This window comes from Cytobacillus depressus (assembly GCF_008923245.1).
Lineage (GTDB): Bacteria > Bacillota > Bacilli > Bacillales > Cytobacillaceae > Cytobacillus > Cytobacillus depressus.
In genome coordinates, this window is record NZ_WBOS01000021.1 from 1 (window position 1) to 21,746 (window position 21,746).

Sequence of the window (21,746 nt, forward strand, 5' to 3'; positions counted from 1 at the left end):
TTTTCAAAGAACTATTTTTTCGAGACAGGATATTAATATATCATCTCGCTCTTAAACTGTCAATCACTTTTTTAAAATAATTTTTTATTTTAGTGGCGACAAGAATATACTTTACAGCATTTCTTATCTAATGTCAACAAATAAATATAATTTATTTTAAAAAATAATTTCTCACTACTTTTTCGTGGTGAGATTTACTATATTACTATCATATTTTTAAAAAGTCAATAGATAAGATTCATATATTTTATACTACCTTCACAATCCCCAATTATTAATCGTTATAACGCTCACTTAATAGTAATAAAAGTAGTTTAGGAGTTCTTTATTTATTAAGGAGCGTCTAGAATACTTAACTCTTTTGAATCTGTCCCGAAAAATACATCAGGTTGCCTGAATAGCAACGTTATAGTTTAGCAGAAATACAGATTATCCAGTTCTCTTAACTTCTCTTAATTACCTCTTTACTTCACAAGCTTTAAAAGATCTGTTAACTCACGGATTTCATACGTCGGTTTAATTCCTAAATTATTTTCCTTAAGATGCGGATTAAACCAACAAGTGTCAATTCCGTAATTTATTCCACCTTGAATATCAGATGTCAAAGAGTCGCCTACGATCAACACCTTAGACTTATCTGCAATTTGTAGCTTCGAAAACGCATAATCAAAAATACCTTTTTCAGGCTTCTGGAAGCCAGCCTCTTCAGAAATAATAATCTGTTCAAAAGTATTGCAGAGTGGAGAGCCTTCAATTCTTGATGTTTGGACTTCTTTAAATCCGTTCGTAATAATAGCGAGTCGACATCCGGAAAGATTTTCACATATATCTACAGCGCCTCGTACAAGGTGTATTTCCTTGCCCAAATATCCAAGGTAAATATCGCTAAATATCTTTTCATTGATTTCAAGATTATGTGCAAGGAACAACCTCCTAAATCTTTCTACTCCCAGTTCAGATATAGTGATAAGTCCTTGTTCTAATTCTCTCCATAGTACTCTGTTAATCTCTTCGTAACTTACTCGATAATCTACTGAACCCGTTGGTAATCCAAACATTGCAAAAACATTATGGAGTGCTTGTTTTTCTGACATAGTAAAGTCTAATAATGTATCATCGACATCAAATAATATGATTTCGTATTTCATAAGTGCTTCCCTCATTTCTGCGATCAAGCGTTTTGATTAATAACACTAGCAGTAATTCTATCATTATATATTCATCAAGCTTGCTGTTACAATATCGAAAGATTTCAGGCTTTGGGAGAGCGTAGATTATAACTACATTCACAATTACTACTTCTTTAAGAGAGGATTTTCTATATACCGAAAAAATCTCTTTCTAAAGCAATCAATATTTTTGGCTATCTTCTTCCGTAAACCTCATTTGATGTTGTTTTTTAGATGTAGCGTTTGCTATGAGTACACCAGATAAAATAAGAATAGCACCAAAATATCCTTGTAATCCCATATTTTCATGCAGGAAGATGAAGGCAAGGATCGCTGAAAAAATAGGTTCAAGTGAAAAGAGAAAACCTGCGCTTTCAGGTGTCGTATACTTTTGAGCAATTGGCTGCATAACAAAGCCATACGCAGAACAGATGAGTGCTAGACCAAGTATCGCAAACCAATGAATCGCATCATTCGGGAAAATAGGCGTTTCAAATAAAAAAATTGAAATGATTGCATAGAGGGCAGCGAATCCCAGTTGGTAAATCCCAAGCTGAAAGGCATCAACTTCACGTACAAATCGGTTTGTCACGATAATATGGATCGCATAAAGAAGGGCAGCTACTAAACAATATAATGCGCCTGATGCAAAACTGAAACTATCTCTGATTATAAGTAAAGCTAAACCGGTAGTAACAATTAAAACACCCCATACTATTTTTTGACTTGGCAGCTTATGTGTAATGAAAGTTTGTAAAACAGGAACGAGAATAACAGTTGTACTCGTCAAAAAACCAGCTGTAGAAGCAGTCGTGTTTTTCACTCCATACATTAGTGCAATGAAAATCCCAAATAGTAGAGCGCCCACAATCGCACTGTATTTCAACGTTTTAGCATCTGTACGGATTATTTTTTTGAAGAATATTGCTCCCATAACGATAAATGCAATGCCAAATCGTAAAACAATAATCATTATTGAAGAAATCTCTTCTACACAAAGCTTCATAAGAATATACGATGCTCCCCAAGCCATTGAAACCGATGCTAATATCAAGTTTGCTTGTCTTTGTGTCATAATCGTAAGCCCTCTCCCCTTTCATCTATTCCTCTCAAGATTAGCTACATCGTATCACCTATATTTGCATTAATAAAACGAATATTTATAATGGAACTATTAGATTTTCTAATGCAAAGGGGCTTGTGAGAATGAATTCGTATTATGCTTTTATTAAAGCCATCGAAACAGGCAGTTTTACCAAAGCTGCTGAAGAGTTAGGCTATACACAGTCTGCCATTAGCCAAATGGTGCAATCATTAGAGGAGGAACTTTCTACTACTCTTATTATCCGGTCTCGAACGGGCATTACACTGACACCAGATGGCGAGGAATTCTTTCCATACATTAAGAGTATTTGTAATTCACATAGGAAATTATTAGAAAAGCATAAAGAAATGGAAGGGCTACATAGTGGGCTTATTCGAATTGGAACATTTTCAAGTGTTTCATGTCATTGGCTACCGGAATTGATGAAAGATTTTAAGAAACAGTACCCAACTGTTCATTTCGAATTACATCAAGGAGAATACACAGATATCTCTAATTGGATTAAAGAAGGAAGCGTAGATTTCGGCTTTGTGAATCCAAAATCAGTATCGAATTTAACAACCATTCCCTTGCAAGAAGATGACATGCTTGCTGTATTGCCAGTCAATCATCCTTTAGCTGCATCTAACAAAGTTACATTGAAAGAATTAACGGATGGGCCTTATATTCTTTTAGATGAGGGAGAAATTAACGAACCACTAACTATTTTCAAACAAAACAACTTTGAACCGAATATTCAATATCGAGTACATGATGATTATACGATTATGTCTATGATTGAGCAGGGGCTCGGCATTTCTATTTTACCGAAACTTGTTTTGAGTAGATGCCCGTATAATATTGTAACTAGAAAAATTACGCCATCTGTCATTCGCACAATTAGTCTGGCATACAAGGACAAAAGGGTATTGCCAATAGCGAGTAGATATTTTATTGATTTTATTATTGAAAGGTATAGGAGTTCTGAATGAAACTTGCAAATATTACATTATTTTATTTTCATGATTCGTCCTTTTTAAAAAATGACAAGTTTTGTCGTAATTAATTGGTATACTAATTTTATCATCTGAAACAAAGGAATGGAGAGTTACATGAAAAAACAGCGTAACATTATTTTATACATCGGTACCTCAATTGATGGCTATATCGCAAATGATGATGGTACATTAGAGTGGTTAGAATCAACAGAAGTAGAAGGAGACTCCGGCTACAATTCACTCCTAGAAAGAATTGACACTGTTATTATGGGAAAAGAAACTTATGATGTTATTCGTGGATTTGATATGAATTATCCTTATAGCGACTATAATAATTATGTATATTCTAAATCTGTTCATGGATCAGATGAATATGCTTCATTTATTGATGAAGATGTCAAAACTTTCATTAATAATATAAAACAAAAGCCTGGTAAAGATATATGGTTAATTGGTGGAGGAAATTTAGCTCGTGAATTTTTCAAAGAAAATTTAATTGATGAATTCCAACTAGCCATTGCACCAATTATTTTAGGAAGAGGAATCTCCCTTTATAACGGAGAGGATATTACTCTAAAATATACATTAACAAAAGTTGAAAAATTAGGTCAACTTGCTATGCTTCATTATGTCAAAAAATAATTTACATCTTCTCTCCCTTTGTTAGTAGGGGAGGAGATTTTTACCTTTTTTTACACTTCCCCATAGAATCATTCACTTTTCAGTTTAAAGCATAATGATGTAGCGGTGACCTTTTTATGCTTTAAGTCACAACAAATAAAAAACCACCAAATATGTATTTGGTGGAGACGGAGGGAGTCGAACCCTCGTCCAGAAATATCGGCACTTAAGCTTCTACGAGTGTAGTCGACATATTCGCGCTTCGCTGATCCTTCTGCCTATCGACAGGCGTCCGGTCAGCTAGTCTGGTTGTTCTCTTCCTTCATCCTCAGACGGTGGAATCCGGCGTAGCCCACTTAGAGTGAGTCCCTTACCCTACCACATGGGCAATGGAGGGAGGAACCGCTAAGCGCTATTAAGCAGCTAAAGCGAAGTTGTTTTGTTGTTTGCCAGTTATAGGCTTTGACGTTTTAACGAGGCCGATCCCCTCGACTCGCGACCTAAGCTCGAACTATCCCTGTCGAATCCGTAGCGTCCCCATTGTAATAGGTCTGCACCGAATCTTATTCTGCATGCTGACAACTAACGGAATGCTCAAGTTTAGCTGAGCTAAGTTATGTGTCACTTCCTCGTGACAGTTATTATTATAACATACTTGACGATAAATTCAATTGTAATTATTTGTAATTACATCTTCTGGCTTTCGCGGAAAGCACGCTCGACTTCACGTTTAGCTTCTTTCTTTTTCAGGTCTTCACGTTTATCGTATTTCTTCTTCCCTTTTGCGAGACCGATTAAAACTTTTGCAAAGCCATTTTTTAAATAAAGCTTTAATGGCACGATGGAATAACCGATTTCCTTTGTATCGCCGATCAATTTATTGATTTCTTTCGCATGAAGAAGCAGCTTTCTTGTTCGCAAAGGATCGTGGTTGTAACGATTACCTTGTTCGTATGGGCTGATATGCAACCCGATGAGGAAGACTTCTCCTTTTTCAATCCTTGCATAAGAATCTTTTAAATTTATTTTTCCAGCTCGAATGGATTTGATCTCTGTTCCTTGAAGCACGATTCCTGCTTCATATGTTTCTTCTATCGCATAATCATGATAAGCCTTTTTATTTTGAGCAATCATTTTTCCGGCGCCTTTTGGCATGGCACTTCCCCCTTACTCTCTTTTCTGCAAGAACAAAACCTTTTGGGGGTTAACTAGCAGAAAAAAATTTCTAGCATAATTTCATTGTAACAAATTTCCCTCACCCTCTCAATGAAGAGCCTCTGGATGATGACAAAGAGAGCCTTCAATCGTGAAGGCTCTCTATCTTTTGACTAACGTTTTTTACTCCTTTTGGCCTTAGGAGCATTTTCATAAAACTTCTTTTTCTTTCTCGGATTTTTTCCTGATCCGCCATCATTTTTATTTTTCCCATGACCTTGATCAGATTTTTCTTTCCGAGGCTTTCGCTCACTGCTACGTGTGCGGATAATCTTTGGCATTTCTCTCGATTCTCGTCTGCGCGGCGTCCCTTTCATGCCGACAATTTCGAAATCAATCGAGCGTTCTTCCTTATTAACCTTAATTACTCTGACCGTAATTTCGTCGCCAATTCTGAAGACATTGCCTGTACGCTCGCCGATCATCGCTAAATGGCGTTCGTCATAGCGATAATAATCATCAGTCATATAACTAACATGGATTAAGCCTTCAATCGTATTCGGCAGTTCGATAAACATGCCAAAATTCGTCACAGAGCTAATAATTCCATCGTATTCTTGGCCAATTTTATCTTCCATGTATTCTGCTTTTTTCAGCTCGTCTGTTTCGCGCTCAGCATCAACCGCTCTTCGCTCCATATTGGAGGAATGCTCAGCAATATCCGGAAGAAGGACATTCCACTTTTCCCTCGTTGTGGCATCCAGTTTCCCTTGAATTAAATACGTTCGGATTAAGCGATGAACGATTAAGTCCGGATAACGGCGAATCGGCGAGGTGAAATGCGTATAAAACTCCGTCGACAGACCGAAGTGTCCGAGACTTTCAGGATCATATTTCGCCTGCTGCATCGAACGAAGCATAACCGTTGAAACAACCATTTCTTCTGGCTTTCCTTGAACCGCTTCGATAATTTCCTGTAAGGCCCGTGGATGTACTGAATTGGCCGTTCCTCTCACTAAATAGCCGAAATTTGTAATAAACTCAAAAAATCTTCTCAGCTTATCCTCTTTCGGATCCTCGTGAATCCGGTAAATGAATGGAACGTCCAGCCAGTGGAAATGCTCGGCAACCGTTTCATTGGCAGCAAGCATGAACTCTTCAATCAGCCTTTCTGCTGTTGAACGTTCGCGAAGCACCACATCACTCGGCTTTCCTTCCTCATCCACAATCACTTTCGCTTCTTTAAAATCGAAGTCAATCGCGCCGCGATTCATTCGCTTTTGCCGTAAAATCTGGGCAAGCTCTCCCATGAGCTGAAACATCGGAATGAGTGGCTCGTAACGTTTGAGAAGCTCCTCATCCTGATCCTCTAGAATTTTATTCACATCTGAATAAGTCATCCGCTCCGTAGTTTTGATCACACTTTGGAAAATCTCGTGGGAAACAGCCTCTCCAGTCGAGGTGATTTCCATTTCACAGGATAAAGTTAGACGATCCACTTGCGGATTCAATGAACAGATGCCATTCGATAGGCGGTGAGGAATCATCGGGATAACCCGGTCAACTAAATATACACTCGTTCCGCGGTCAGAAGCTTCCCGATCAATAGGCGAATCCTCAGTGACATAATGAGTAACGTCAGCAATATGAACACCAAGCTTATAATTTCCGTTGTCTAATTTCTTAACAGTAACGGCATCATCCAAATCCTTTGCATCTGCTCCATCAATCGTGACAATCGTTTCATTTCTTAAATCACGGCGGTTATCCAGATCACTTTCGGCAATCGTTTCTGGCGTTTGATTAGCCTGGTTCAGCACTTCATCCGGAAATGCCATTGGGAGACTATGCTTATGTATAACGGATAGAATGTCTACACCTGGGTCATTTTTATGCCCAAGAATTTGAATGACTTCCCCTTCTGCACTTTTCCTTCCTTCTGGATAGGTCGTAAGTTTTACAACCACTTTATGTCCTTCGACTGCCCCTAAGGATGCATTTTTCGGAATAAAAATATCGCTTGTAAATTTCTTATCATCCGGAAGGACAAAACCGAAATTCTTACTCTCTGTGTAAGTGCCCACGATTTGCTGAATACCGCGTTCCAAAATGCGGACAATGGTTCCTTCTCTTCTTTGTCCCGAGCTTTCAGAGCTGACGCGGGCTAAAACGATATCACCATGCATCGCATTATTTGTTTCATTCGGCGGGATAAAAATATCATCCATCCCCGGCTCCTCCGGAATAACAAAGGCAAATCCCTTCGCATGTCCAGTCAGCTTCCCGCGGATCAAGTTCATTTTTTCCGGCAGTCCGTAGCGATTGCTTCTTGTTCTTACTACAAGACCTTTTTCCTCCATTTGAACTAACGCTTTAACGAAGTCTTTAAATTCGGATGAATCCTCAATCCCGAATGCCGCCTCCATTTCTTGAACCGTTAGCGGCTTATACGCTTCATCTTTCATATAATGGAGCAGCTTATCAATAATTTGTTGAATATTTTCCATTTATTGTTTCCCTCCCTTTTGAGGTTCTTTTCTATTATTCTTCCCAATTTAGCTTTTCTAAAAACCGATATACATCCTCGTGGAGCAAATCCTTTTCTTTATCAAGCGTGATGACATGTCCAGATTCTTCGTACCATTTCAATTCTTTTAAATCATTCTCTACAGCGTTATAAATAATATTCGCACTGTCTGTATTAATCATATGATCATGCCGTGCTTGAGCAACAAATGTCGGCGAATAGACCATATCGACATTATTTCGAACATCCGAAATTAGATTTTGCAGAGCTTTTAATGTTTTCATAGGCGTCTTACGGAAATCTGCCATTTCTTGTTCAATAGCTTCTTCGGTTTTGCCTTCCAATCTTTTATATTCCCGGGCATATTGTAAAATTCCTTCATACATCACTTCTTCACTTTTTATATACATCGGCGCGCACATCGTAACGATTCCCTTTATAGGTACAGTGTATCCTAATTTCATTGAAAATACGCCGCCTAACGAAAGACCGGCAACAGCAATCTCATTATGACCCTTCTTTTTCAAAAACTCATAGCCATCCATTACATTTTTCCACCAGTCTTCAGGACCTGTATGGACAAGTTCTTCAGGCGGCACCCCATGGCCTTTATAAAGTGGTGCGTGACATGTATACCCTTTTCCTTCTAGAAAACGTCCCAACATTCTCACATCAGCCGTATTTCCTGTAAATCCATGCAGCAGCAAAACAGCTCGTTTTCCATTTCCAAAAGTAAACGGCTTCGGTGCAACAATCTTCATCTATGTAGTTCCCCTTTTCTCTTAAACGTTTGAATACTTTTATTTTTAACAAACCAGCGAGTAACAATCCAATGAAAAGCTTGGCTGATTTTCTTATGAATTGGAGGTCGACAAAATCGTGACGTATTGTCGAATCAATACCTCTTGTACATTGCGCTAGAAAAGAAAAAAACCTGACCCACGAAAGGCCAGGCATTTTTTAAAAAGTAAAGTAAGAAACTAAAATTGTTAGAACAAAGAAAAGTACGGCAAGAACAACTGTAACTCGGTGTAAAATTAAATCCAAACCACGTGCTTTTTGTTTTCCAAAAAGCTGCTCCGCTCCTCCAGAAATTGCACCGGAAAGACCAGCACTTTTACCAGATTGAAGAAGCACCACTAGAATAAGTCCGATTGAAACAATCGCTAATAGTACGACGAACAATGTATGCATAAAGGCCACCTCCTGAAAACGCACAACTACAATATTTTAAATTTATCATATTTTAATGAGATGTACAATACCATCTTGATTTCAAAAAAAGAAGGGTTTCTATTCATTAACTCGAATCTATAAATTATGCAAATAAAGGAGTGATATATGTTGATTGCAAAGGAACGATCAATTCCTGAAAAAATTTTAGCAAAGGAAGCGTTGTTATCACGGCTCCCGCCAAACTTTGATTATCGGCCGTTGATTGAAAAGGATTTAGCAAAAAGAAAAGCCGGCTACCGCGGAGAAGAATTTACTGATTACTACGTTAACAAGCTTCCCCATAAGGATTTCACCATTATTCACGACCTGCGTCTCCATAACGGGCAAGGCTACTTCCAAATCGATACTATGATTTTTTCCTCTACTTTTGCACTTATTCTTGAAATCAAGAATATTAGCGGCACCCTCTATTTCGATTCCAAATTCAGACAGCTCATTCGTTATAAAGATGATAATGAAGATGGATTTTTAGACCCAATTACACAAGCGGAAAGGCAAACAAGGGAATTAAGAAAATGGCTACAGCAAAGAAACATTTTCCTTCCTATAGAATATTTAGTAGTGATTAGTAACCCTTCTACAGTGATTAAATCAGATCCGCAAAATTTTTTGGCTTTTAAAACCGTTTTACATTCCCATGAATTATTGGATAGAATTGAAAAATTGCGAAAGTCATTTTTGAAAGAGAAATTAACGCAAAAAGAAATTAAAAAGGTAGCTAAACTTTTGGTTAAAAGCCATACTCCTGAAAAATCCCAAGTACTTGAGAAATACAAACTTTCCGCATTCTCATTAAATACAGGTGTTCAATGTCCCAAGTGTAGAGTATTTCCTATGAAACGTATATACGGAACATGGTTTTGTGCTAGATGTAAGTGTAAAGACAAGACAGCCCATTATAAAGCATTATTAGATTACTGTCTTTTAGTAGAGTCTTCGATTACAAATAAGCAATTCAGGAAATTTATGCAGCTTTCTTCACAAGATACTGCCCAAAAACTATTGAAATCCATGAAATTAGCTCATTCCGGAACTAATAAAGGTAGAGTTTATTACTTAAATCTTAGTTCGCTTTTGGATATCCGCTACTCTGGCTGATATTTCCGCCACATTTTGAATATATCCGCTAGTTTCGCTAGTATATCCGCCACTTTACTCAGTATATCCGCCAGCACACATAAAAAGGGTGACTGCCCAAGCAGTCACCCCTACATGATTACTTACTCAAATTATAAAAACTCTTCAATCCATCATATACCGCTAAATCGCCAAGCTCGTCTTCAATACGAAGAAGCTGGTTGTATTTTGCGATACGATCTGTACGAGACATTGATCCTGTTTTGATTTGGCCAGCGTTTGTCGCAACAGCGATGTCAGCGATTGTTGCGTCTTCTGTTTCACCTGATCGGTGAGAGATCACCGCTGTGTAGCCTGCACGTTTTGCCATTTCGATGGCATCGAATGTTTCAGTTAATGTACCGATTTGGTTCACTTTAATTAGAATCGAGTTGCCTACACCTTGCTCGATTCCTTGCGCAAGCTTCTTTGTATTTGTAACAAATAAATCGTCACCAACTAACTGTACTTTTCCGCCGATGCGCTCTGTTAACAGCTTATGGCCTTCCCAGTCATTTTCATCTAAGCCGTCTTCGATTGAAATGATCGGGAATTCATTTACAAGCTCTTCGTAGAAGTTCACCATATCTTCAGAAGTTAAGCCTGTGCGGCCTTCGCCAGCTAGATCATATTTGCCTGTTTCTTTATTGTAGAATTCCGAAGAAGCAACATCCATCGCAAGAAGAATATCTTTACCAGCTTCGTATCCTGCATTGCGGATTGCTTCGATGATCACTTCTAAAGCTTCACGGTTTGAGCCAAGATTTGGAGCAAAGCCGCCTTCATCACCAACAGCTGTGTTTAAGCCTTTTCCAGATAAAACCTTCTTTAACTCATGGAAAACTTCAGTACCCATACGGATCGCTTCTTTAAAAGTAGGCGCGCCGACAGGCATAATCATGAACTCTTGGAAGTCTACGTTGTTGTCTGCATGTGATCCGCCGTTAATAATGTTCATCATTGGCGTTGGAAGTTGCTTCGCGTTGAATCCGCCAAGGTAGCGGTATAATGGAAGTCCTACAGACTCAGCAGCCGCATGAGCAGCAGCCATTGATACGCCTAAAATTGCGTTTGCGCCGAGCTTCCCTTTATTTTCTGTGCCATCTAATTCGATCATTGTACGGTCAATACCGACTTGATCTGTTACGTCCAAGCCGATAAGTGCTTCTTCAATAACATTGTTCACGTTGTTAACTGCTTTTTGAACACCTTTTCCAAGGTAACGGGATTTGTCGCCGTCACGAAGCTCAACTGCTTCGTATTCACCAGTTGACGCACCAGATGGAACGATCGCACGTCCAAAGAAACCAGACTCTGTGATTACTTCTACTTCAACTGTTGGGTTTCCGCGGGAATCTAAAACTTCACGAGCGTATACATGTTGGATATATGGCATTTTTCATTCTCTCCTTTAATTTCGGGTTTATTTTTTATTGAGAAAAAATTCGAGTTGAACTTATCATTTTAGAAAAATAAGGTTTTGCCTATCACTTAACAATCAGCGTTTTCCCGGTCATCTCAGCCGGTTTTTCCAGTCCTAACAAATCAAGCACAGTTGGCGCCAAGTCGCCAAGAATGCCGTCGTCACGAAGTTCAATCCCAGACTGAGTCACAATCACTGGCACTGGATTCGTCGTATGAGCAGTCATCGGGTTGCCTTCAAGCGTTACCACTTCATCCGCATTCCCATGATCGGCCGTAATGATAGCCTTTCCGCCTTTTGCAATGATCGCATCTACAACTTTCCCTAAGCATTCATCAACCGTTTCCACAGCTTTGATTGTTGGTTCAAGCATTCCGGAATGTCCAACCATATCCGGATTGGCAAAGTTTAAAATAATGGCGTCAAACTTATCCGCTTTGATTTCCCTTAACAAAGCATCTGTTACTTCATAAGCGCTCATTTCTGGCTTTAGGTCATACGTTGCAACCTTTGGTGAATTGATTAAGATTCTTTCTTCACCAGGGAATTCTGCCTCACGACCGCCACTCATAAAAAACGTCACATGCGGATATTTTTCTGTTTCTGCGATACGCAGCTGCTTTAAGCCATTTTGGGAAATAACTTCTCCAAGTGTATTATCTAAATTTGTTGGCTCAAAAGCAACATAGCCATCAACTGTTTCGCTGAAATGAGTAAGACAAACAAAGAATAGATTCTTTGGATGCTTCGGTCCACGCTCAAAAGAACGGAAATCTTCGTTTGTAAATGTGTTCGAAATTTGAATGGCCCGGTCTGGACGGAAATTATAGAAAATCACCGCATCATTGTCTTGAATCGTTGCCACTGGCTCGCCATTTTCCTGCGTAATGACAGAAGGAATGACGAATTCGTCAAAAATTCCGTGGTTGTAGTTATCCTCGACTAAATCAATGGCATTTGTATAAGTAGGCCCTTCTCCGTACACCATGGAACGGTAGGATTTTTCGACACGCTCCCAGCGCTTATCCCGGTCCATAGAGTAATAGCGACCTGAAATCGTGGCAAATTTTCCGACACCGTATTCTTTCATTTTTTCTTCTGCTGCTTTAATATAGCCTTCAGCCGTTTGCGGACCAACATCCCGTCCATCTAAAAATCCGTGGACAAAGACGTTTTTCACACCTTCCTCTGCAGCAAGGTGAAGGAGCGCATACAGATGGTTAATATGACTATGAACGCCACCATCTGAGAGAAGGCCCATAATATGTAAGTTCGTGTCATTCTTTTTTACATGCTCCATCGCTTTCAAGAAGGTTTCATTTTTTTCAAATTTTCCTTCGCGAATGGCTACATTGACCCTCGTTAAGCTTTGATAAACAATCCGTCCCGCCCCGATATTCAAATGGCCAACCTCTGAGTTGCCCATTTGTCCTTTCGGCAGGCCAACTGCTTCTCCACAAGCTGTTAAGGTTGAATGTGGATAAGTATTCCAAAAGCGTTCATAATTTGGCTTTTTTGCTTGCAAAACGGCGTTGCCTTTTTCCTCACTTCTTAAGCCAAATCCGTCTAAAATAATTAATGCTATTGGAGACTTACTCATTTTTCCCTGCCTCCAATAATTGCAGGAAACTTTGCGCTTCAAGACTTGCCCCGCCTACTAAAGCGCCATCAATATGAGCCTGAGCCATATATTCCTTAATGTTAGCCGGCTTTACGCTGCCGCCATATTGAATCCGAATGGCATCTGCGGCTGTTTGTGAAAATTGCTCAGCAACTACTTGGCGAATATGAGCACAAACTTCATTCGCATCTTCAGCTGTAGAAGACTTTCCTGTACCTATTGCCCAAATTGGCTCATAGGCGATGACTGTCTGCTTGACTTGATCTTCTGACAATCCTTTTAATGCCTTTTCAACTTGGGATCCAACAAACGCTTTCGTTTCCCCATTCTCACGCTGTTCGAGTGTTTCACCGACACAAACAATCGGAGTCAAATGATATTTATATGCAGCCAAAGTCTTTTTATTCACAGCTTCATCTGTTTCATTAAACATTTCCCGGCGTTCAGAATGACCGAGGATAACATAGGTTACACCGATATCCTCAAGGGCAACAGGGCTTATTTCTCCTGTATAAGCACCGCTTTCCTCAAAATGCATATTTTGAGCGCCAATTCCGATACCGTAGCCGACTAATGCGTCCAAAAATAAAGCTGGAGCACAGACAACTGTTTCTACCTTTTCATGATCCGGAATCGAGCCATCGATTTCTTCAAAAAATGCTTTCGCCTCTGAAAGCGTTTTATGCATTTTCCAGTTTCCTGCAATAATTGGTTTACGCATGCTGGCACATCCTTTATTTTTAAAAAAATTTACCGATTTCCGAAGAAGGGAGTCATCCACACTTAATGACTGCCTTCGTCTTCAAATTTTTAGCAAGGCTCACGAAAACCTTACTTATCATTTAAAGCTACAACACCCGGTAGAGCTTTTCCTTCCATAAACTCTAGAGACGCTCCACCACCTGTTGATATATGGCTCATGCGGTCAGCTAGATGGAATTTCTCAACAGCTGCTGCAGAATCTCCGCCGCCAATAACTGAATATGTATCATTCGCTTCAGCTAATGTTTCTGCAACTGTTCGTGTTCCGCCGGCAAATTTAGACCATTCAAACACACCCATTGGTCCATTCCAAATGACAAGCTTGGAACTGTAAATGACATCGCTATAAATTTCAGCCGTTTTTGGACCGATATCAAGTGCCATCCAGTCTTCTGGAATCTGATCGATTTCGACTGTTTGAGCGTTAGCCGTTTGGGAGAATTCATCTGCCACAACCGCATCAACTGGCATATAAAATTTAACGCCTTTTTCTTCTGCTTTTTGCATAAAGGATTTAGCTAATTCAATTTTATCTTCTTCTAAAAGTGATTTTCCGATTTCATGGCCTTTTGCTTTAACAAATGTAAAGGCTAATCCGCCGCCGATAATCAGATTATCCACTTTATCAAGTAAATTTTCAATCACATCAATTTTATCTTTTACCTTCGCTCCGCCGATAATCGCTGTGAATGGGCGCTCAGGATTGGAAAGCGCTTTTCCAAGAACATGTAGCTCTTTTTCCATTAAAAGCCCTGATACAGCAGGCAGATAATGCGCGATTCCTTCTGTTGATGCATGAGCACGGTGTGCAGCACCGAAAGCATCATTCACATATACATCTGCTAAATCAGCAAAAGCCTTCGCAAGTTCAGGATCATTTTTTTCTTCGCCAGGGTAGAAACGGACGTTTTCAAGAAGAAGCACATCTCCTTCTGCCATCGTCTCAATCATGCCCTTAACGGTGGCGCCGTACGCTTCATCTGCTTTTTTCACTTCTTTTCCAAGAAGCTCAAATAAACGGACTGCTACTGGAGTCAGGCGCAATTCCTCTACAACATTTCCTTTCGGACGTCCAAGATGGCTGGCTAAAACTACTTTAGCACCTTGGTCAATTAAGTATTTAATCGTGGGGATAGCTGCGCGGATTCGCGTTTCGTCTGTTATTTTGCCATCCTCCATCGGTACATTAAAGTCGACACGGCAAAAAACCCGCTTCCCTTTCAACTCCACATCTTTAACACTCTTTTTGTTCATAGAAATGGTATCCTCCTCTTAGCAAAGCTATTCATTAAAGGTAAAACTTATTATGTATTCTAGAAAAAACTGCCTATAAAAAAGAAGAGTGGTTATATTCCCAGCTCCTCTTTTCCCTCTATCATTATAGTCGTTTATAGTTTTAATTTCCAATATGTTTAGACCATTTTTAAGATTTAATATCAAGTAGAAGTTCCTGTCTTTTTCTGGACAACTTTTATGGATTTCGCCTTTTTCTTGTCCGGAAAACTAAAAATGATCGCTTTTTAAATTCATTTTTGCGCAATGAAATCGACAAGATCAACCACGCGGTGAGAGTAGCCTGTTTCATTGTCATACCAAGAAATAACCTTAACCATATTTCCTTCTAATACCATCGTTGACAGGGCGTCAATCGTAGAAGAGCTTGGGTTTCCGTTGTAATCTCTTGATACGAGTGGAAGCTCACTATAGCTTAAAATACCTTTCAGATCTCCTTCAGATGCTTCCTTCAATGCCACATTGACCTCTTCAGCAGTTACTTCTTTTTCAAGCTCAGCCACTAAATCAACTAATGATACGTTTGGCGTAGGAACACGCACAGCACCGCCGTTAAGTTTTCCTTTTAACTCTGGAAGCACTAGTGAAACGGCCTTTGCTGCTCCAGTCGTTGTTGGAATCATGCTTTCAGCAGCTGCACGGGCACGACGGTAATCTTTATGCGGCAAGTCAAGAATTTGCTGATCATTTGTATAAGAGTGAATTGTTGTCATCATGCCGCGTTTAATGCCGAACTTGTCATTTAATACTTTCGCAAATGGAGCTAAGCAGTTCGTTGTACAAGAAGCATTGGAAATAACATGATGGTTCGCTGGGTCGTATTTATCGTGGTTAACACCCATTACAATCGTAATATCTTCATTCGATGCAGGTGCAGAAATAATAACCTTTTTCGCACCTGCTTCTAAATGCTTCGCGGCATCCTCACGTTTCGTAAAGCGACCTGTTGATTCAACGACGACATCAACTCCAAGCTCTCCCCAGCCAAGGTTTGCCGGATCACGTTCGGCAATAACCTTTACTTTATGGCCGCCTACTATTAAGTATTCTCCATCAACTGTCACTTCTTCCTGTAACGTTCCATGAACAGAATCATATTTCAAAAGATGGGCAAGCATGTTAGCATCTGTTAAATCGTTTACTGCCACTACTTCTACATTCGGGTTATTAAGTGCTGCACGAAATACGACACGACCAATTCTCCCAAATCCATTAATCCCAATTTTAACTGCCATTTTGTTTTCCTCCCAATAAAAAATTATATATTGAAATTATTCATTTATTAGTTCGTTTGCTGCCCCTTCATCCGTAATTAAAATAGTTGATGATGGCGCTTGCTTCATATAGGCGGCAATCGCTTTCGCTTTTGAAGCCCCACCCGCCACAGCAATAATATGCGGAATGTGAGCTAAGTCTGGAAGCTGCAATCCAATCGTCTGGACTTTATAAACGACCTTCCCCGCCTCATTAAAATAATAGCCAAAAGCCTCTCCAACAGCTTTTTCATTCATTATTATTTTCATATCATGTTCATTTGATTTTCGGCGCTCTGCCATTGTCATAGCGTCCCCAATTCCATGTAAAACCATGCTAGCAGACTGAATCTGTCCTAAAACTTCCTTTATTTCAGGCTCCTTCGTCATGAACTCATACATTTCTTGGCTTACTTGATCTGGTACATATAAAACGCGGTGGTTTGATTTCGTTTCATCGGCCATCGTTGCACATATCGTGTTGGCCTGGTTTTTCACATCTTCACCAATTCCGCCTCTTGCCGGAACGAACAGCAAATCATATTCAGCTAAGTCCGGTGTTAACATTTTTGCGACCGCTGCAATTGTAGAGCCGCCTGTCACTGTAATGATATCGTTTTGCTTAAGATGTGATTTCATATAGGCAGCAGCTGCTCTTCCAAGCTCGTTTTTGACCCAAGGAGTTTCATCCGAATCCCCGGTTACAACAATGACTTTTTGAATACGAAGCTTGCTTTGCAGTTTTTCCTCAATCGTATGCACACCCGTTATGTCTCTCATTACGTCTCTTAGCTGGCCAAGAAGTTCTTTTCCATCCACCGTTAAACTCATCCCTGCACTTGTAATTGTGAGGAGATTTTGAGCTTTCAAAAACTCTACCTCACTGCGGAGCACTCGTTCAGTTAAGTCTAGACTCCCTGCGAGGCTCCTTCTTCCGACGGGCTCCATTAAATGGATGAAGTGAAGAATTTGATAGCGTTTTTGCATAATGGCTAATACATCAGGTAATAATCTTTTTTGAATATCAATTAGCGAATACATTTTTAACTTTCCACCTCGTATGGACATTATATGTCCCGCGTAGCCATTTTGTGTCCCGCGAAGAGTAAAAAAAATCGCCCTTGCGTTAATTTCATTTTAGCAGGGGGCGATAATAAGTTCAACTTTAATATTTTTGAATTTGTTTGAAAAATTCTTCGATCGTAATGGAATCGATTTGCCCGTATTGAACCTCGATTCCGTCTACCTCAACGACGGGGATCATCAGGCCGTATTTTTCCGTTAGCTCATCACTTGTATCAATATCTACTTCTATATTATGAAAATCTAATGATTCTTTTAGCACCATAATGATTGTCTTCGCGTTATCACATAAATGACAGCGGTCCCTTGTGTAAAGGACTAGCGTAGGTTTGTTCACATGTATTCTCCTTTAAGAGGTGGTTCAAAAAGTCTTTAACTATCATAGCGTTTCCGCTTTGAGGATGATGGGATACCGAGCTGATCGCGATATTTGGCAATCGTTCTTCGCGAAACAACCATCCCTTCCCGCTCTTTTAATAATTGTACTAACTCCTGATCGGACAGCGGCTTTTGCTTATTTTCATCATTAATGAATTGGCTGATCATCGTCTTCACCTGTGTCGATGAAGTATTTTCATCAGATGTCGTCTTAATCGTGCTGGAAAAGAAGGACCGTAATTCAAATGTGCCAAAAGGAGTTTGCGCATATTTTTCCCGTACAGCTCGGCTGACAGTCGATTCATGAATGTCAAGCTCATCAGCAATTTCCTTCATCGTCATCGGCTTTAAATTCTTCGGCCCTTTAATGAAAAACTCCTGCTGCTTTTCAACAATTTTCAGTGACACCTTTGATAAGGTTTCCTTTCGCTGCTCGACGCTCCTCATAATCCAAAAATAATCTTGTTGATTTTCCTGTAAGAAACGTTTCACTTGTTTATCTTTATTCGCGGAAAACCGTTTAAAATATTCATTATTAAAGCTGATTTTCGGTAAGGCTTCATCAAAGACACTGACAAGAAAGGATTCCCCATCCCACTCAATAATGACATCGGGGACAATATATGAAGATCGTTCATGCTGATAAGACGCCGCCGGTCTTGGGTTTAGCGTTTGGATAAAATCGAAGACTTCTTGAATCTCCGACATTTTCACCCCAAGAGCCTTAGAAATTTCCCGCCACTTCTTTTCTGCAAAAAGATCAAAATACTTTTCTATTATTTCTTCCGCAAGATCGTTTCTCTTCACTTGCCGATTTAATTGTAAAAGAATGCACTCCTGTAAATTGCGGGCACCAATTCCTGCTGGCTCCACACTTTGCAGTAGTTTAATAGCTTGATTGGCTTCATCTTCGGAAATACGAAAGCGAGTCATAATATCGCTAGCTTCCGCACGCAAGTAACCGTTTTCATCGAGGCAGTCAATAAGGTAATCAAAAACCTTTTCCCCATTCGTGATCGTTTGCACTTGCTTAAAGTCTATTTGAGATTTCATATGTTCATCAAGAAAAGGCTCTTTCCTGCCAATCTGCTCGATCCAATTTTGTTTATCCTTTTCAAGCTTTTTCCTCGATGGCTTCGCACGGTCAAAGCGGGGGTCCATCGCTTGAACATTCCCGGATTCAATTTGCAATAAAGGATTTTCCAACGCTTTATTTTCAAGAAATTCCGAAAGCTCCTGCGCATTATATTGTAACAATGCAATCGCCTGTGTCAGCTCTTGCGTCATTGTTAACTTCAACGTTTGCTGCTGCCATAATCCAGCCTGTAACTTCATCCTCCATCCCCCCTCTATCCATTCTACATGATGGAGGACAAATGGTGAATGGGAATATACTGGGATGGGAAGGCGTTTACGCAAGAAATTTGATAGCTAATCCTATGTGTTGTTTGAATTTTTATTGTTTTCAGAGGTTTTGAAGAGAGAAATTATTTTTTATCGAAAAAAAAGCGGAGTGTTTACTGGCTAATAAGCAATGGAGAGTGGCTGATATTTTCCATAATACTAAGAGTTACGCCTGACAATTGACTTTTGAACAAGTTCTCAAGAAAAGCAGCGAAGCTGTCCAAATAACTTTTTTCTAAATTAAATACGAAAGCATCTGTTTTGAAAACAACAAAAAATCTCCCATCCAAAATGGACAGGAGATTGAAGTAGCGCCCTCGGCAGGAATCGAACCCACATCTTAAGAACCGGAATCTCACGTGCTATCCGTTGCACCACGAGGGCAAATAAATAGTATTAGTTATTAAAAGCACTACGATTACATATTATATGATAAATTTTCTAACTTTGCAAGTCTTCTTTGTTTAAAAAGCCGTACAGCGGGTATGATGGAAACGAAGGATTTTTCCAATCAGACGTTGTCGAACGATTGGCTTGAACAAAGAAAGTGAATTGTTTGACCTTTATTGACCATCAGTGTATCATAATATTACATAAAGAAAAACATCTTTCGTCTTTTTAGACTTTGGTTGTTTACCTTACTTTTTAAGGAGGAATTTAAAGATGAACTTAATCCCTACGGTTATTGAACAAACAAACAGGGGGGAGCGTGCTTATGATATTTACTCCCGTCTATTAAAAGACCGCATTATTATGCTTGGCAGCGCGATTGACGATAATGTAGCAAATTCTATCGTGGCGCAGCTTCTTTTCCTTGAAGCGGAAAACCCTGAAAAGGATATCACATTATATATTAACAGCCCAGGTGGCAGCATCACAGCGGGAATGGCGATTTACGACACGATGCAATATATTAAAGCGAACGTTTCTACTGTATGTATCGGGATGGCTGCTTCAATGGGTGCTTTCTTGCTTGCAGCGGGTGAAAAAGGCAAGCGTTTCGTGCTTCCAAACAGTGAAGTCATGATTCACCAGCCACTTGGAGGCGCTCAAGGTCAAGCAACGGAAATTGAAATTGCGGCAAAACGTATTTTATTCCTGCGCGACAAGCTAAATCAAATTCTTGCTGACCGCACTGGCCAGCCGCTCGAAGTCATTGCGAGAGATACGGACCGCGATAACTTCATGACTGCTGAAAAGGCGCTTGAGTATGGTTTAGTTGATAAAATTATTTCTCGCTTAGATGAAAAGAAAGACAAATAATACGAAAATAGAAAACGCCTGTAGGGTATCAGATTTGATCTGAACACATGCCTTACAGGCTTTTTAAATCCAAAAATAAAAACAACTCACATGCTCAATTCGTGCGAGTTGTTTTTATCATCAATGCTCGTGCTGAATATAATCAGCAAGCTCTTCAATCGCTTTTTCTTCATCATTGCCGTCGACAATTAATGTAATGACTGTGCCTGAGCTAACTGCAAGGCTCATTAAGCCCATGATGCTTTTGGCATTTACTTTTTTTCCATCCTTTTCAAGGTAGACATCGGATGAAAAGCGGTTCGCTTCTTGAACGAATAGGGCTGCAGGTCTTGCCTGTAAGCCTGTTTTTAATTTCACTTCCACCTGTTTTTCTATCATTAACTCTTTCCTCCCCTATAAGAACCAAAATTTTTCAAATCGATTCTCCTGCTCTCAGTTTATCTGCTATCTCGTCTATTTTTCTTAAACGGTGATTAATTCCTGACTTACTAATGGCACCGCCAGAAACCATTTCACCAAGCTCCTTTAATGTAACATCTTGATAAGTTACGCGAAGCTCCGCAATCTCTCTTAATTTGTCAGGCAAAATATGAAGGCCGACTGTTTCATCAATAAATCGAATATTTTCCACTTGTCTTAGAGCAGCGCCAATGGTTTTGTTTAAGTTCGCTGTCTCACAATTTACGAGACGATTGACTGAATTTCGCATATCTCGCACAATTCGTATATCTTCAAACCTAAGAAGGGCATTGTGAGCTCCAACCACACCTAGAAAATCTGTAATTTTCTCCGCTTCCTTTAAGTAAGTGATAAATCCCTTTTTTCTTTCTAGTGTTTTACTATTTAGGTCAAAAGTATTCATCAATTCGCAAAGAGAATCATTATGTTCTTTATAAAGAGAAAAAACTTCAAGGTGATAAGAAGAGGTTTCCGGATTATTTACAGATCCCCCCGCTAAAAAAGCACCTCTGAGATAAGAACGCTTACAGCATTTCTTCTTAATTAGCTCTTCGGAAATATTATTTGTAAAAACAAAGCCTTCACTAAGTATCTTTAAAACATCGAGAATTTCGCTTGCTTGTTCAGACAATCGGACAATGTAGACATTATTCTTCTTCAGCCGCATTTTTTTTCGCACAAGGAGCTCTACTTGAACATGAAAATTCTTTTTAATTAAAATATAGATTCTCCTTGCGATAGCTGCATTTTCTGTCTGAATATCAACGATTAACTTTTTGTTGGAAAAAGAAAGGGAGCCGTTCATCCGAATTAATGCAGATAATTCGGCTTTCCCGCAGCAATCCTTTACCTCTAGATTCGTTAATTCCTTTTTCGTTTCTGAAGCGAAAGACAACTCCTT

The 21,746-nt window shown here is 39.5% G+C and carries 20 protein-coding genes, 1 tRNA gene and 1 other RNA gene; 4 read left to right on the forward strand and 18 right to left on the reverse strand.

What is annotated here, in order from left to right; translation table 11 throughout:
- Positions 1-464: 464 nt before the first annotated feature.
- Both F7731_RS23130 and F7731_RS23135 read right to left on the reverse strand, forming a co-directional pair.
- Positions 465-1,148, reverse strand: a complete 684-nt coding sequence (locus F7731_RS23130; RefSeq protein WP_151537159.1) for a YjjG family noncanonical pyrimidine nucleotidase — start codon at positions 1,146-1,148, stop codon at positions 465-467.
- Positions 1,149-1,350: 202 nt separating this feature from the next.
- Positions 1,351-2,244, reverse strand: coding sequence for a DMT family transporter (locus F7731_RS23135; RefSeq protein ID WP_151537160.1), 894 nt, complete (start codon positions 2,242-2,244; stop codon positions 1,351-1,353).
- Between the two features lie 131 nt (positions 2,245-2,375).
- Between F7731_RS23135 and F7731_RS23140 the strand changes: the two genes are divergently transcribed.
- Both F7731_RS23140 and F7731_RS23145 read left to right on the forward strand, forming a co-directional pair.
- Positions 2,376-3,245, forward strand: a complete 870-nt coding sequence (locus F7731_RS23140) for a LysR family transcriptional regulator (protein WP_151537161.1) — start codon at positions 2,376-2,378, stop codon at positions 3,243-3,245.
- A 120-nt stretch (positions 3,246-3,365) separates the two neighbouring features.
- A complete protein-coding gene (locus F7731_RS23145) occupies positions 3,366-3,893 on the forward strand; it encodes a dihydrofolate reductase family protein (RefSeq protein ID WP_151537162.1) in 528 nt (175 codons plus the stop codon).
- Between the two features lie 159 nt (positions 3,894-4,052).
- On the opposite strand, the gene ssrA is transcribed toward F7731_RS23145, so the two are convergent.
- The 5 genes from ssrA to secG all read right to left on the reverse strand — a co-directional run bounded on the left by ssrA (position 4,053) and on the right by secG (position 8,748).
- Positions 4,053-4,411, reverse strand: a transfer-messenger RNA (tmRNA) gene (gene ssrA, locus F7731_RS23150).
- Between the two features lie 148 nt (positions 4,412-4,559).
- Positions 4,560-5,027, reverse strand: coding sequence for an SsrA-binding protein SmpB (gene smpB / locus F7731_RS23155; protein ID WP_151537163.1), 468 nt, complete (start codon positions 5,025-5,027; stop codon positions 4,560-4,562).
- A 173-nt stretch (positions 5,028-5,200) separates the two neighbouring features.
- Positions 5,201-7,534, reverse strand: a complete 2,334-nt coding sequence (gene rnr / locus F7731_RS23160) for a ribonuclease R (protein ID WP_151537164.1) — start codon at positions 7,532-7,534, stop codon at positions 5,201-5,203.
- Between the two features lie 34 nt (positions 7,535-7,568).
- The gene (locus tag F7731_RS23165; protein WP_151537165.1) at positions 7,569-8,315 is read right to left on the reverse strand and encodes an alpha/beta hydrolase; all 747 of its coding nucleotides are present in this window, start codon (positions 8,313-8,315) and stop codon (positions 7,569-7,571) included.
- Between the two features lie 199 nt (positions 8,316-8,514).
- The gene (gene secG, locus F7731_RS23170; protein ID WP_151537166.1) at positions 8,515-8,748 is read right to left on the reverse strand and encodes a preprotein translocase subunit SecG; all 234 of its coding nucleotides are present in this window, start codon (positions 8,746-8,748) and stop codon (positions 8,515-8,517) included.
- A 147-nt stretch (positions 8,749-8,895) separates the two neighbouring features.
- Here secG and F7731_RS23175 point away from each other — a divergent pair, with 147 nt between their 5' ends.
- The gene (locus tag F7731_RS23175; RefSeq protein WP_246197414.1) at positions 8,896-9,888 is read left to right on the forward strand and encodes a nuclease-related domain-containing protein; all 993 of its coding nucleotides are present in this window, start codon (positions 8,896-8,898) and stop codon (positions 9,886-9,888) included.
- Between the two features lie 118 nt (positions 9,889-10,006).
- Here the strand turns inward: F7731_RS23175 and eno are convergent, their stop codons facing one another.
- From eno to F7731_RS23220, 9 genes are all read right to left on the reverse strand, one after another.
- On the reverse strand, positions 10,007-11,302 hold the full coding sequence (eno, locus tag F7731_RS23180; protein WP_151537167.1) for a phosphopyruvate hydratase: 1,296 nt from the start codon (positions 11,300-11,302) through the stop codon (positions 10,007-10,009).
- Between the two features lie 91 nt (positions 11,303-11,393).
- Positions 11,394-12,929, reverse strand: a complete 1,536-nt coding sequence (gene gpmI, locus F7731_RS23185) for a 2,3-bisphosphoglycerate-independent phosphoglycerate mutase (RefSeq protein WP_151537168.1) — start codon at positions 12,927-12,929, stop codon at positions 11,394-11,396.
- Entirely contained in the window at positions 12,922-13,671 is a 750-nt protein-coding gene (gene tpiA / locus F7731_RS23190) for a triose-phosphate isomerase (protein ID WP_151537169.1), read from the reverse strand. Before tpiA ends, gpmI begins: the two co-directional genes overlap by 8 nt.
- 110 nt (positions 13,672-13,781) lie before the next feature.
- Positions 13,782-14,966, reverse strand: coding sequence for a phosphoglycerate kinase (locus tag F7731_RS23195; protein ID WP_151537170.1), 1,185 nt, complete (start codon positions 14,964-14,966; stop codon positions 13,782-13,784).
- Between the two features lie 272 nt (positions 14,967-15,238).
- Positions 15,239-16,240, reverse strand: coding sequence for a type I glyceraldehyde-3-phosphate dehydrogenase (gap, locus tag F7731_RS23200; RefSeq protein WP_151537171.1), 1,002 nt, complete (start codon positions 16,238-16,240; stop codon positions 15,239-15,241).
- A gap of 36 nt (positions 16,241-16,276) precedes the next feature.
- A complete protein-coding gene (locus F7731_RS23205) occupies positions 16,277-17,299 on the reverse strand; it encodes a sugar-binding transcriptional regulator (protein ID WP_151537172.1) in 1,023 nt (340 codons plus the stop codon).
- A 124-nt stretch (positions 17,300-17,423) separates the two neighbouring features.
- A complete protein-coding gene (locus tag F7731_RS23210) occupies positions 17,424-17,678 on the reverse strand; it encodes a glutaredoxin family protein (protein WP_151537173.1) in 255 nt (84 codons plus the stop codon).
- A 35-nt stretch (positions 17,679-17,713) separates the two neighbouring features.
- Positions 17,714-19,054 (reverse strand): RNA polymerase factor sigma-54, encoded by a 1,341-nt coding sequence (gene rpoN / locus F7731_RS23215; RefSeq protein WP_151537174.1) that lies wholly within the window; start codon positions 19,052-19,054, stop codon positions 17,714-17,716.
- A 381-nt stretch (positions 19,055-19,435) separates the two neighbouring features.
- Positions 19,436-19,507: transfer RNA gene (locus tag F7731_RS23220), tRNA-Arg, on the reverse strand.
- Between the two features lie 279 nt (positions 19,508-19,786).
- Here F7731_RS23220 and clpP point away from each other — a divergent pair.
- Positions 19,787-20,386 carry an ATP-dependent Clp endopeptidase proteolytic subunit ClpP gene (gene clpP / locus F7731_RS23225; RefSeq protein WP_151537175.1) on the forward strand — a complete coding sequence of 200 codons (600 nt, stop codon included), beginning with the start codon at positions 19,787-19,789 and terminating at the stop codon, positions 20,384-20,386.
- A 120-nt stretch (positions 20,387-20,506) separates the two neighbouring features.
- On the opposite strand, the gene F7731_RS23230 is transcribed toward clpP, so the two are convergent.
- Together F7731_RS23230 and whiA are read right to left on the reverse strand one after the other, a co-directional pair.
- Entirely contained in the window at positions 20,507-20,764 is a 258-nt protein-coding gene (locus tag F7731_RS23230; protein ID WP_151537176.1) for an HPr family phosphocarrier protein, read from the reverse strand.
- 34 nt (positions 20,765-20,798) lie between these two features.
- Positions 20,799-21,740, reverse strand: coding sequence for a DNA-binding protein WhiA (gene whiA / locus F7731_RS23235; protein WP_151537177.1), 942 nt, complete (start codon positions 21,738-21,740; stop codon positions 20,799-20,801).
- Positions 21,741-21,746 lie beyond the last annotated feature (6 nt).